Consider the following 12,403-nt stretch of genomic DNA (forward strand, 5'->3'; position numbering starts at 1 on the left):
GGCAGCCCGCGGAGCACGACATCGCAACCGTATCCAATACGTTACCTAGTTGATATTTCTGGGGCTCGAACAGATGAAAGCCGGTCGTTTCAAGCAGTGGGCAGCGGGTGTCGCCGCAATGGCGCTGCCGGTCCTTGCGTTCGCGCAGGCGGCCGATCCCAAGCCGTGGCAGCTGAACATGGGCAAGGGCGTCACCGCCCAGTCCACCAATGCCTATGACGCCCACATGTTCGCGCTGTGGGTCTGCGTGGTCATCGGCATCCTGGTGTTTGGCGCCATGGCCGTGGCCATGGTCAAGTTCCGCCACTCCAAGGGAGCGGTGCCCGACAAGGACTTCACCCACTCGACCAAGCTCGAGATCGTCTGGACCGTGGTCCCGGTGGTGCTGCTGGTGCTGATGGCGTTCCCCGCCACCAGCAAGCTGATCAAGATGTACGACACCCGCAACGCCGAGATGACCGTCAAGATCACCGGCTACCAGTGGATGTGGAAGTACGAGTACCTCGGCGAGAACGTGGCCTTCACCAGCCGCCTGGACCGCAAGAGCGACGCGATGCGCCAGAGCAAGGCCGTGCCGACCGTCGACCAGCTCCCGCACTACCTGCTCGACGTCGACCACGTCCTGGTCCTGCCGACCGAGACCAAGATCCGCTTCGTCATCACCGCCGACGACGTGATCCATGCCTGGTGGGTGCCGGCGCTGGGCTGGAAGCAGGACGCGATCCCGGGCATCGTCAACGAGGCCTGGACCGACATCTCCAAGCCGGGCATCTACCGCGGCCAGTGCGCCGAGCTGTGCGGCAAGGACCATGGCTTCATGCCGATCGTGGTCAAGGCCGTGCCGAAGGCGGAATACCAGCAGTGGCTGGCTTCCGAGAAGGCCAAGAACGCCCCGGCTCCGGCCCCGGCTCCCGCCGCGCCTGCCGCACCTGCGCAGCCCGCCGCTGCACCGGCTGAACAGCCGGCGCCGGAAGGCACCACCCCGAACACCGAAGCCGTCGCCGCTGTCGCGGCTGCCGGCTGATCGTCACGCAATCCTGAGGTAGGCCATGGCCGTCACGCACGCTGACACCCATCACGATGATCACGCCCACAAGCAGGGCTTCATCGAGCGTTGGTTCTTTTCGACCAACCACAAGGACATCGGCACGCTGTACCTGATTTTCAGCTTCATCATGTTCATCATCGGCGCGTTCATGTCGGTGCTGATCCGGACGGAGCTGGCGCAACCGGGTCTGCAGCACTTCAGCCCCGAGTTCTTCAACCAGATGACGTCGATGCACGCGCTGGTGATGATCTTCGGTGGCGTCATGCCGGCGTTCGTCGGCCTGGCCAACTGGATGATCCCGCTGCAGATCGGCGCGCCGGACATGGCGCTGCCGCGAATGAACAACTGGTCCTTCTGGATCCTGCCGTTCGCCTTCACCCTGCTGCTGATGACGCTGTTCCTGCCGGGCGGTGGTCCCGCCGGTGGCTGGACGCTGTACCCGCCGCTGTCGCTGCAGGGTGGCAACAACGTTGCCTTCACCATCTTCGCCATCCACATGATGGGCATCAGCTCGATCATGGGCGCGATCAACGTCATCGCCACCATCCTCAACATGCGCGCCCCGGGCATCGACCTGTTGAAGATGCCGATCTTCTGCTGGACCTGGCTGATCACCGCCTTCCTGCTGATCGCCGTGATGCCGGTGCTGGCTGGCGCGGTGACGATGCTGCTGACCGACAAGTTCTTCGCCACCTCGTTCTTCAACGCGGCCGGCGGCGGCGACCCGGTGATGTTCCAGCACATCTTCTGGTTCTTCGGTCACCCCGAGGTCTACATCATGATCCTCCCGGCGTTCGGCATCGTGTCGGAGATCATCCCGACCTTCAGCCGCAAGCCGCTGTTCGGCTACCAGGCGATGGTGTACGCAACCGCCTCGATCGCCTTCCTCTCGTTCATCGTGTGGGCGCACCACATGTTCACCGTCGGCATGCCGCTCGGTGGCGAGATCTACTTCATGTTCGCCACCATGCTGATCGCGGTGCCGACGGGCGTGAAGGTGTTCAATTGGGTCACCACGATGTGGCGGGGCTCGATTTCGTTCGAGGCGCCGATGCTGTGGGCGATCTCGTTCGTGGTCCTGTTCACCATCGGCGGTTTCTCCGGCCTGATGCTGGCGATTGTTCCTGCCGACTTCCAGTATCACGACACCTACTTCGTGGTGGCGCACTTCCACTACGTGCTGGTGACCGGCGCGCTGTTCGCGATCATCGCCGCCGTGTACTACTGGTGGCCGAAGTGGTCGGGCCGCATGTACAACGAAGGCATGGCCAAGTTCCACTTCTGGTGGACGATGGTCTTCGTCAACCTGCTGTTCTTCCCGCAGCACTTCCTGGGCCTGGCCGGCATGCCGCGCCGCATCCCGGATTACAACGTGGTGTTCGCGGACTGGAACCTGGTCAGCTCGATTGGCGCGTTCGGCATGTTCGCCACGCCGTTCATGATGGCCTTCATCCTGTTGCGCTCGAAGGCTGCCGGCGTCAAGGCCGAAGCCCGCGCCTGGCCGACCGCGCGTGGCCTGGAGTGGACCGTGCCGAGCCCGGCGCCGCACCACACCTTCACCACGCCGCCGGTCATCCGTGACGGCGACCTCGCCCACGGCGACATCACGCATTAATTGCAGTCGACCGACATGACGCCGATCACCGACCCCACTGACGTTGCAGCGCGCCGCAAGGCGGCGCGTCGCACCGCCGCGTGGGTGGCGGTGGCGGCGGTCGCGATCTACGTGCTGTTCCTTCTCGGCGGAGTGCTCGGCAAATGAGCGACGTCCAGGACAAGAAGAACAGCGCGGGTCTCACCAAGATGGTCGTGGTGGCGATCTTCGCCTTCGGCCTGACCTTCGCGCTGGTGCCGCTGTACCGCATCGCCTGCGAGAAGGTCTTCGGCATCCGCCTGGAGCGCACGGCCGCCGAAGGCGTCGCCGATGCCAAGGCAACGGCAGCCAGGCGCGTGATCACCGTGCAGTTCGACGGTGGCGTCAATTCCAAGCTGCCGTGGGACTTCTCGCCGAACCAGGTCACGATGCAGGTCGTGCCGGGCGAGCAGTACGAGACCACTTACCACGCCCGCAACACCGCCGAACGCACGATCGTGGGTTCGGCCGTGCCCTCGGTCGCGCCGGCGCGCGCCTCGGGTTACTTCAGCAAGACCGAATGCTTCTGCTTCACCGCCCAGACGCTCAAGGCCGGCGAAGTGCGCGAGATGCCGGTGCGCTTCATCGTCGACCCGAACCTGCCGGCCGACGTGAAGACGATCACCCTGTCCTATACCTTCTTCAAGAACGACACGCTCACCGCACAGGCGCAGGGCACGGCGAAGGCCGCCTCCGCACCGTTGTCGGCACCGTGACGCTGCCCTTTTCCTCGTAATCGCACCACTCAGACGGAACGCCGCCATGGCCCAAGCCCATACGCCAGACGCCAGCCACTACTTCGTGCCGCATCACAGCCGCTGGCCGTTCCTCGGTTCGATCGCGCTGTTCATCACCATGATTGGCATTGCCTCCTGGTTCTCGGAACTGGGCACCTGGGGCAAGCCGGCGTTCTTCTTCGGCATCGCGCTGATGGTGGGCGTGCTGTTCGGCTGGTTCAGCGACGTCGTGCGCGAATCGGTCCGCGGCAACTACAACAAGCAGGTCGACACCTCGTTCCGCATGGGGATGATCTGGTTCATCTTCTCGGAAGTGATGTTCTTCGGCGCCTTCTTCGGCGCGCTGTTCTACGCCCGCCAGCTGGCGATGCCGTGGCTCGGCGGCGAAGGCGACGGCGTGATGACCAACGCCCTGCTGTGGCCGCAGTTCAGCGCCGCCTGGCCGAGCAACGGCCCGGGCGCGATCGGTGGCGTCTACCAGACCATTCCGGCCTGGGGCCTGCCGCTGCTCAACACCCTGATCCTGCTGACCTCGGGCACCACCGTCACCGTCGCCCACCATGCGCTGAAGGCGGGTCACCGCAAGCAGCTGCTGGTGTTCCTCGGCCTGACCGTGCTGCTGGGTTCGCTGTTCCTGTACTTCCAGGCCGAGGAGTACATCCACGCCTACAAGGAACTGAACCTGACGCTGGGCTCGGGCATCTACGGCTCGACCTTCTTCATGCTGACCGGCTTCCACGGCGCGCACGTGACCCTGGGCACGATCATGCTGGCGGTGATCTGGTTCCGTTGCCTCAAGGGCCACTTCACCAAGGACAACCACTTCGCATTCGAAGCGGTGGCCTGGTACTGGCACTTCGTCGACGTGGTCTGGCTCGGCCTGTTCCTGTTCGTCTACGTGCTGTAAGCACCCCGGCACGGACCAGGGTTCGCTATCGGCCAACGCTGTCGAAAACCTGGTCCAACAAAAAAGCGACGGCATGCCGTCGCTCTTTTGCTTTATTGGACGCCGGTTTTGAGTCGTTCGCGCGGCGTCAGTTGCTGACGCCGTGGAACTTGATCCAGCCCATGTAGTTGGCCAGCACCACCAGCAGTATCAGCGCGATGGACAGCGCGATGCGGCGGGTCAGCGCATTGACGGTGCGCTTGCTCTCGCCCTTGTCCACGAGCATGTAGTAGAGGCCGGCGCCCAGGTTCCAGAGAATGACGATCAGGAAGGCAATGACCACCAGGGTCTTGAGCGAATCGTTCATGGCGGCCTCCAGTCGGCTCCATGGCAGGGCGAGGCGTTCATTATTGCAGCCGCACGGTGCCAGCGCGTGAGCAGGCGCCGCAACCTCGTTGTCGGCTGGATCCTGGCGGCGCTGGTGATCGCGCTGTTCGTCCGCCTGGGCCTGTGGCAGACCCATCGCGCCGTCGAGAAGGAGGCGATGCTCGACGCCGCCGCGAAGGTGCTGCAGCGCCGCGATCCGCAGTCGCTCGCCGCTGCCGGCGATGCCGCGCGCGCCCACACCTACGACTGGGCCACGGGCAGCGGCCAGTTCGACGCGCGCGACGCGCTGTTGCTCGACAACCAGCAGCGCAACGGCCGCGCCGGCGTTCGCGCCTACCGGGTCTTCGTGCCCGCGCAGGGCGGTCCGTTGCTGGTCGACCTGGGCTGGCTGCCGCTCGGCGGAGATCGCAAGCTGCCGCAGGTTCCGCGGCCGGAAGGCACGCTGCAACTGCGCGGCCTGCTGGCGCCGCCGCCGTCGACCGGGCTGGCGCTGGGGCCGGCACTCGGACGCGATCACGAGGCGTGGCTGATGACCCGCGTCGACCTGGCGGCGATTGCAAAGGCCACGGGCCTCCCGGCGCCGTTGGCGCCGCGTGTGCTGCGCCTGGATCCGGCCATGAAGATCGGATACGAGCGCGACCTGGCACTGCTGGCCAACACCTTGCCGCCGCAGCAACACCGCGGCTACGCCGTCCAGTGGTTCGCGCTGGCCCTGGCCGTGCTGGTCACCGCCCTGATCCTGACTTTCCGCAAGCGCCGCGTGGCCTGAGGCAGAACATGCAAGACACCCCCCACCATCCGCACGACGATCACCAGCGCAAGCGCAACCGCGTGCTGCTCCTGCTGATCTTCGGCCTGTTCTTCGGCACCATGCTGGTGGCGGGACTGCTGCGCTTCTCCGGCTGGCGTCCGCAGGGCAGCAAGAACCACGGCGAGTTGCTGCAGCCGCCGGGCGACCTGCGTGCGCTGTCGCCGCGCCTGCTCGACGGCGGCGAGTACGTATGGAAGAGCGGTGAGCGCACCTGGCGGATCGTGGTCGCGGCGCCCGTCGAGTGCGACGCCAAGTGCCGCAAGGTTGCCCACGACGTCGACACGGTGTGGCAGACATTCGGCAAGGATGCGGACGACGTGCACGTGCTGTGGGCCTGTGCGACGACCACCTGCGCATGGCCCAAGGGCGCGCCGGTGCCGGCCACGCTGAAACTGCTCCAGCCCGATCCGCGCCTGCGCGCGGGCATGCCGCGACTGGACGAGCGCGTGCCCGGCAAGGACGGCGAACTGCCCGTCTACGTCGTCGATCCGTACGGCTTCGTCATTCTGCGTTACCCTCCCGGCTTCGATCCGGCAGGGCTGCGCGCCGATGTCGCCAAGCTGCTCAAGCTGAAGTGATCTCACCTAGACGCCAACCATGAACCAAGCCGTGGACCACAAGCCTGCAGACAACCGCGCTCCGCGAGCGGCGCAGTTTCGACCGGCGACCTACCGACATTTCCATCGCATTGCCTGGCTCGCCGTCGCGCTCGCCCTGGGCGTGATCGTGTTCGGCGCGTTCGTGCGCCTGTCCAATGCCGGCCTGAGCTGCCCGGACTGGCCGACCTGCTACGGCCGAGCCGCGTGGCCGACCGTCGCGCACGAGATCACCGACCACGCCGCCACCGCGATCCGTCCGGTCGAAGTGCACAAGGCCTGGCGCGAACAGTTCCACCGCATGATCGCCGGCGCCCTGGGCCTGCTGGTGCTGACCCTGGCGCTGCTGGCCGCGCGCAAGCGCCGCTACGGCACCGCGCAGGTGCTGGCCGCCGCGGCGCTGGTCGCCATCGGCATTCCGCTTTACATGCACGGCGAACACGTTGCCGCCTCGGTCCTGGCAATCGCCGGCGAGGCGATCCTGCTGTTTGCCGCGCTGCGCTGGAGCAACCTCGACCTCGCCCGCGTCGCCGTGATCACCCTGGCGGTGATCATCTTCCAGGCCCTGCTCGGGATGTGGACGGTGACGTGGCTGCTCAAGCCCATCGTGGTGATGGGACACCTGCTCGGCGGCCTGCTGACGTTCTCGCTGTTGCTGTGGATGGCGTGGCGGGCGACCGACCTGCCGATCCGCCTGGCGGAAGCGGTGACGGTGCGCAGGCTGGTGATCGCCGGCATCGTCCTGCTTGGCGTGCAGATCGCGCTGGGTGGCTGGACCAGCGCGAACTACGCCGCGCTCGCGTGCGGCAATGATTTCCCGAAGTGTGTCGGCCAATGGATGCCGGCACACGACTTCCGCGAAGCGTTCGTGCTCTGGCGCGGGATTGGCGTCGACTACGAGGGCGGCATCCTCGACGGCGAGGCACGCATTGCCATCCAGCTAGCACACCGGACGATGGCGCTGGTCGTGTTCGTCTACCTGATGTGGCTGGCGCTCAAGCTGGTCCGCACACCGGGCATGCGCGGTTGGGCAACGCTGCTGGGCCTGCTGACGCTGGCACAGGTCGCACTGGGCATCGGCAACGTCAAGCTCGGCCTGCCGCTGACCGTGGCCGTGCTGCACAACGCCGGCGCGGTACTACTGCTGTTCGTACTGGTCTCGCTGCTCGCGCGCCTGCGCACGCCGGAGCCGTGATGGCCGCCCCCAAGTCACAAGCTCCCATGCCGCACGGCACCGTCAAGCAGTACTGGGACCTGACCAAGCCGCGCGTGGTCGCGCTGATCGTGTTCACCGCGATCGTCGGCATGTTCCTGGCGGTGCCGGGCCTGCCGCCGCTGAAGGAGTCGGTGCTCGGCTTCCTCGGCATCTGGCTGGCGGCGTCGAGTGCGGCGGCGATCAACCAGCTGCTGGACTCGCGCATCGACGCCAAGATGGCGCGCACCTCGTGGCGCCCGATCGTCGCCGGGCAGATCACACCGACCCAGGCGCTGGTGTTCGCGCTGATCCTGGCCGCGCTGTCGATGACCATCCTGGTGGTGTGGGTCAACACGATCACCGCGCTGCTGACCTTCGCCTCGCTGATCGGCTACGCGGTGGTCTACACCGTGTTCCTCAAGCGCGCCACGCCGCAGAACATCGTGATCGGCGGCATCGCCGGCGCGGCGCCGCCGCTGCTGGGCTGGGCCTCGATCACCGGCATGCGCGGCGAGTGGGACTGGCCGCATGCACTGCTGCTGGTGCTGATCATCTTCGTCTGGACGCCGCCGCACTTCTGGGCGCTGGCGATCTTCCGCCGCGCCGACTACGCCCGCGCGATGGTGCCGATGCTGCCGGTCACCCACGGCGTGGAATACACGCGCTGGCAGATCCTGTTCTACACCGTGCTGCTGGTCGCCGTGACGGTGCTGCCGTGGGTGGCGGGCATGAGCGGGCTGTTCTACCTGGGCGGCGCGCTGGTGCTGGGCTTGGTGTTCCTGGGCTATGCCTGGAAGCTGATGGACCCGCCCGACGAGCTGTACGCGATGAAGGTCTTCAACTACTCCATCGTCTACCTGATGGCGCTGTTCGCCTTCCTGCTGCTCGACCACTGGCTGCTGCCGCTCCTGCAGCCGGCTGCCGCAATGGAGCTGCAGCCGCTAAGCTGAGGGTCCAACCACCCGAACCACCAATCCACTGGACGCGCCCATGCTGAAGCAGCGAGACCGCCTGACCCTGTCGTTGTCCTCGCTGTTTGTTGCATTGGCCTTTGCCGGCGCCGCGCCGGCCCAGCCCGTCACCCCGGGCCAGCCCGCCGAAGGCAAGGGCGACGTGGTGGTGACCGCGCAGCGCCTGTTCGACGCGCGCAGCGGCCACTATGTGGAAAGCCCGCAGGTGCTGATCCACGACGGCCGCGTCGTCTCGGTCGGCCACGCCGGCGACGCCGCGCCGGCCGGGGCGCACCGCATCGACCTGCCGGGCATGACCCTGCTGCCGGGCCTGATCGACATGCATGTGCACCTCGACAGCGACCCGAGCTACGGCGGTTACACCGGCCTGCAGTTCAACGACCGCTTCTGGTCCATCCTGACCGTGCCGCATGCGCAGAGCACGCTGATGGCCGGCTTCACCACCGTGCGCAATGTCGGTTCTGATGCCTGGAACGACGTCGGCCTGCGCCAGGCGATCGAGGAGGGCAAGGTCATCGGCCCGCGCGTGGTCACCGCTGCCTACGCTTTCGGCGCCACCGGCGGCCACTGCGACTCGACCTTCTTCCCGCCGTCGATGGACCAGCACAGCGAATTCAACGCCGACAGCCCGGCCGAGGCGCGCAAGCGCGTGCGCGAACTGCGCAAGTACGGCGCCCAGGTGATCAAGATCTGCGCGACCGGCGGCGTGTTCTCGCGCAACACCGAGCCGGGCCAGCAGCAGATGAGCTTCGATGACATGAAGGCCGTGGCCGACGAGGCGCACCAGTGGGGCCTCAAGGTCGCCGCGCACGCGCACGGCGCGGCCGGCATCAAGGACGCTATCCGCGCCGGCATCGACACCATCGAGCACGCCAGCCTGATCGACGACGAAGGCATCCGCCTCGCCCGCGAGCGCGGCGCCTGGTTGTCGATGGACATCTACAACACCGACTACACCCAGGCCGAAGGCAAGAAAAACGGCGTGCTGGAGGACAACCTGCGCAAGGACCGCGAAGTGGCCGACATCCAGCGCGAGAACTTCCGCAAGGCCAACAAGGCCGGCGTGAAGATGATCTACGGCACCGACGCGGGCGTGTATCCGCACGGTTACAACGGCCGCCAGTTCGCGGTGATGGTGCGCTATGGCATGACGCCGGTGCAGGCGATCCAGGCGGCGACGGTCAATGCGTCGCAGGCGCTGGGTCGCGACGACGTCGGCGTGATCGAGGCCAATCGCTGGGCCGACATGATCGCCGTCTCCGGTGACCCGCTGCAGAACGTGTCGCTGCTGGAGTCGGTGCCGTTCGTGATGAAGGGCGGCGTGGTGGTCAAGGAAGCGCCGGCACCCTGATCCACGGAGCCCGGGCGCGCATTGCGCGCACCGGGCCGGGGACTGACCGCCTGGCTAGTGCGCCGCGACTGCGGCGCCGGGCGCGATGATCAGGGGCTTGGCCGACACCAGTCGCGACGGATCCAGCAGCGCGCCCATGGTCGGGTCGGCCGGATAACGCGTGCCGTCGAACTCCATCGCGACCACGCCGGACTCGCCGTCGCCGCCGACCGTCACCAGCAGGTCGCGCCAGCCGCGATTGCTGCGGTCGGCCACGGCGATCGGGGCGCGAGTCGACGCTGATTCGCCCACCAGCTTGTAGCCGTCGGCGCCGCCGCGGAACACCAGCAGCGTGCAGCCGCCGGCGTCGCACCAGTTCTGGTCATCGAGCAGCATCAACAGGTCGTCTATGCCGTCGCCGTCGAGGTCGGCACTGGCGTCGCGGTGCGCGGGCATCTCGCGGATGCTGCGTGAGGCGAGGAACTTGCCCAGCGCGGTTTCGGCGCGCTGGTGCTCACTTACCGGCGGCGGCGGCGCCAGGGCGACTTCGGTCGTCGTGCCTGAATGCTCTGCGCATGCGGCGACCAGAAGGCTAAACAGGGGAACGGTCAACCAGAGGACGCGCATGGCCACAACTCCATCGGATGTGGCCAGCGTAGGCGCGTGCGTGTCGCGACCGGGTCAACGTCTGGCGACGTCGACCCGGCTTGATGAATCACAACTCGTTCATGAATCCGGTCACTGCCCGCCGATCAGGTTCTGCTGCCAGAACAGGATCGAGGCGGCACCGAAGTAGTCGACGTTGCTCTTCTTCCGGAAGCCATGGCCCTCGTCGTCGAACAGCAGGTACCAGACCGGCTGGCCGTTGCCGCGAACCGCCTTCACGATCTGCTCGGCCTCGCTGTAGGGCACGCGCGGGTCGTTCTTGCCCTGGGCGACGAACAGCTTGGAGCGGATGCGGTCGGCGTGGTTGAGCGGCGAGATCTGCTCGAACACCTGCGCCATCTTCGGGTCGCGCTCGTCGCCGTACTCGGCCCGGCGCAGGTCGCGGCGGTAGCTCTCGGTGTTCTTCAGGAACGTGCCGAAGTGGGAGATGCCGACGACGTCGATACCGGCCTTGATGCGGTCGCTGTAGTGCATCAGCGACGACAGCACCATGTAGCCGCCGTAGCTGCCGCCGAACACGCCCACGCGCTGGGCGTCGAGCTCGGGTTGCTGGCCGACCCAGTCGAGCAGGGCGCCGATGTCCTTGACCGAGTCCTCGCGCTTGTCGGCGTTGTCCAGGTCGAGGTAGGTCTTGCCGTAGCCTTCCGAGCCGCGCACGTTCGGCAACAGCATTGCCACGCCCAGTTCATTGGCAAGGAACTGCGCGGTCGGGTTGAAGGTCGGCAACGACTGGCCTTCCGGGCCGCCGTGAATGTTGATCACCACCGGGATGCGCTTGCCGGCCGGCACGTTGGCCGGGCGGTAGTAGAACGCCGGGATCATGCGCGGCTTGCCGTCGACGGTGTCGAAGGTCTGGTAGTGGACCAGCGTCGGGGCGACGAACTTCGCCGGGTCCAGGCCGCCGACCTCACTCTGCGTCCAGCGCGTGATCGACGCCTTGCCCAGGTCGATCACGTGCACGTCGTTGGGCGAAGCTGCCGAGTTCATCGTCACGGCCAGGCGCTTGCCGTCGGGCGAGAAGCCCAGGTTCACGACCAGCCCGATCGGCAGCTCCGGCAGCTTCACCGGCTTGTGCGAGGGAAGGGCGAGCACGTGCAGCTTGTAGATACCGTCCTCGTTGGTGGTGTAGGCCAGATGGCGGCCGTCATCGGCGATCTCCAGGTCCTCGACGTCCCACGGCGTGTTGGCGGTCAGCACTTCCACCTTGCCGCTTGCAGGATTGTGGAAGCGCAGGCTGTGGAACTCCTGCGCCGTGCCCACGCCTTCATCGGTATGGACGGGCTCGTTGGAGATGAAGTACACCGACTTGCCGTCGGGCGCGAACTTGAAGGCCTTGAACGACGCCTTGCCGCCATCGACCGGGAACATCTCCAGCTTGCCGCTGTCGACATCGACCACGCCGGGATAGGCCTCGGCGGCCGACACATACTTCATCACCAGCAGGCGCTTGCCGTCGGGCGAGAAGTCCATCGCGTTCCACTGGCCGCCTTCAGTGACCAGCGCGCGCGACTTCTTCGTGGCGAAATCCATCACCCACAGGTCGGTGTCCTTGCCGTTGCGCGCGGTGCTGCTCCAGGCGAAGCGGCTGCCGTCATGGGCGAACAGTGGGCCCTGGTTACGCGCCTTGCCGTCGCTGAGCAGCGTGGTGTTGCGCGTCTTCAGGTCGAACCAGTGCAGCTGCCAGAACTCGTTGCCGCCCACGTCCTTGCCGAACACGAAGCCGTCGAGCTTCGACGCCGCCGGCGCGGTTTCGATCTCGGCCAGCGGCTCGGGATAGAACGTCAGCTGCTCGCGCATCCCCAGCGGCTGGCAGACGCGGTGCGCCTGCGCGGTTTCGGCAAAGCGCGTGCTGACCAGCATGCAGCTGCCGCTCCAGCCGGCAAAGACCGCGCCGCGCGTGTTCTGGTAGCGGTTGAGCTGGTCCACCAGCGCCGGCGGAATGGCCGGGATGTTCTCACTGGTGCGGTTGCCGACGTGTTCGCGCGCGGGCGCTGCGGCCGGCGTTGCCGACAGGGCAGGCATGCTGGCGAGCGCAAGGATCGACAACGCAAGGCTGCGGTGCAGTGGCATCTTCTGGACTCCCCGGTGACTTCGGACGATGGTGCCGAGCTTAGCCCGGGTCGCCTTTGCGCGGCCGGGTCGG

The 12,403-nt window shown here is 66.7% G+C and carries 13 protein-coding genes; 10 read left to right on the forward strand and 3 right to left on the reverse strand.

Annotation, left to right across the window (positions count from 1 at the left end; genetic code table 11):
- The first annotated feature begins 73 nt into the window (after window positions 1-73).
- Genes coxB through AB4Y64_RS10245 form a run of 5 tightly spaced genes read left to right on the forward strand, consistent with a single transcriptional unit; the run spans window position 74 to window position 4,325 of the window.
- Window positions 74-1,024 carry a cytochrome c oxidase subunit II gene (coxB, locus tag AB4Y64_RS10225; RefSeq protein ID WP_441816353.1) on the forward strand — a complete coding sequence of 317 codons (951 nt, stop codon included), beginning with the start codon at window positions 74-76 and terminating at the stop codon, window positions 1,022-1,024.
- A 25-nt stretch (window positions 1,025-1,049) separates the two neighbouring features.
- Window positions 1,050-2,663 (forward strand): cytochrome c oxidase subunit I, encoded by a 1,614-nt coding sequence (ctaD, locus tag AB4Y64_RS10230; RefSeq protein ID WP_441816354.1) that lies wholly within the window; start codon window positions 1,050-1,052, stop codon window positions 2,661-2,663.
- Between the two features lie 15 nt (window positions 2,664-2,678).
- Window positions 2,679-2,810 carry a hypothetical protein gene (locus AB4Y64_RS10235; protein ID WP_441816355.1) on the forward strand — a complete coding sequence of 44 codons (132 nt, stop codon included), beginning with the start codon at window positions 2,679-2,681 and terminating at the stop codon, window positions 2,808-2,810.
- Window positions 2,807-3,397 (forward strand): cytochrome c oxidase assembly protein, encoded by a 591-nt coding sequence (locus AB4Y64_RS10240; protein WP_441816356.1) that lies wholly within the window; start codon window positions 2,807-2,809, stop codon window positions 3,395-3,397. The genes AB4Y64_RS10235 and AB4Y64_RS10240 overlap by 4 nt, the downstream gene beginning before the upstream one ends.
- A 46-nt stretch (window positions 3,398-3,443) precedes the next feature.
- The gene (locus AB4Y64_RS10245) at window positions 3,444-4,325 is read left to right on the forward strand and encodes a cytochrome c oxidase subunit 3 (RefSeq protein WP_441816357.1); all 882 of its coding nucleotides are present in this window, start codon (window positions 3,444-3,446) and stop codon (window positions 4,323-4,325) included.
- Between the two features lie 127 nt (window positions 4,326-4,452).
- On the opposite strand, the gene AB4Y64_RS10250 is transcribed toward AB4Y64_RS10245, so the two are convergent.
- Window positions 4,453-4,671, reverse strand: coding sequence for a twin transmembrane helix small protein (locus tag AB4Y64_RS10250; RefSeq protein WP_441816358.1), 219 nt, complete (start codon window positions 4,669-4,671; stop codon window positions 4,453-4,455).
- Window positions 4,672-4,737: 66 nt separating this feature from the next.
- Here AB4Y64_RS10250 and AB4Y64_RS10255 point away from each other — a divergent pair, with 66 nt between their 5' ends.
- Genes AB4Y64_RS10255 through AB4Y64_RS10275 form a run of 5 tightly spaced genes read left to right on the forward strand, consistent with a single transcriptional unit; the run spans window position 4,738 to window position 9,615 of the window.
- Window positions 4,738-5,460: an SURF1 family protein gene (locus tag AB4Y64_RS10255; RefSeq protein WP_441816359.1), complete on the forward strand. Its 723-nt coding sequence runs from the start codon at window positions 4,738-4,740 to the stop codon at window positions 5,458-5,460.
- An 8-nt stretch (window positions 5,461-5,468) separates the two neighbouring features.
- The gene (locus AB4Y64_RS10260) at window positions 5,469-6,080 is read left to right on the forward strand and encodes a hypothetical protein (RefSeq protein ID WP_441816360.1); all 612 of its coding nucleotides are present in this window, start codon (window positions 5,469-5,471) and stop codon (window positions 6,078-6,080) included.
- A 19-nt stretch (window positions 6,081-6,099) separates the two neighbouring features.
- On the forward strand, window positions 6,100-7,293 hold the full coding sequence (locus AB4Y64_RS10265; RefSeq protein ID WP_441816361.1) for a COX15/CtaA family protein: 1,194 nt from the start codon (window positions 6,100-6,102) through the stop codon (window positions 7,291-7,293).
- Between the two features lie 26 nt (window positions 7,294-7,319).
- A complete protein-coding gene (locus AB4Y64_RS10270; RefSeq protein ID WP_441816362.1) occupies window positions 7,320-8,243 on the forward strand; it encodes a heme o synthase in 924 nt (307 codons plus the stop codon).
- 40 nt (window positions 8,244-8,283) lie between these two features.
- Complete coding sequence (locus AB4Y64_RS10275) at window positions 8,284-9,615, forward strand: Xaa-Pro dipeptidase (protein ID WP_441816363.1); 1,332 nt, start codon at window positions 8,284-8,286, stop codon at window positions 9,613-9,615.
- Between the two features lie 54 nt (window positions 9,616-9,669).
- On the opposite strand, the gene AB4Y64_RS10280 is transcribed toward AB4Y64_RS10275, so the two are convergent.
- The gene (locus AB4Y64_RS10280; protein WP_441816364.1) at window positions 9,670-10,221 is read right to left on the reverse strand and encodes a hypothetical protein; all 552 of its coding nucleotides are present in this window, start codon (window positions 10,219-10,221) and stop codon (window positions 9,670-9,672) included.
- Window positions 10,222-10,332: 111 nt separating this feature from the next.
- Window positions 10,333-12,330 (reverse strand): prolyl oligopeptidase family serine peptidase, encoded by a 1,998-nt coding sequence (locus tag AB4Y64_RS10285; RefSeq protein ID WP_441816365.1) that lies wholly within the window; start codon window positions 12,328-12,330, stop codon window positions 10,333-10,335.
- Window positions 12,331-12,403: the final 73 nt, after the last annotated feature.

The sequence above is a fragment of the Lysobacter sp. TAF61 genome, from assembly GCF_052113485.1.
Taxonomy (GTDB): domain Bacteria; phylum Pseudomonadota; class Gammaproteobacteria; order Xanthomonadales; family Xanthomonadaceae; genus Lysobacter_J.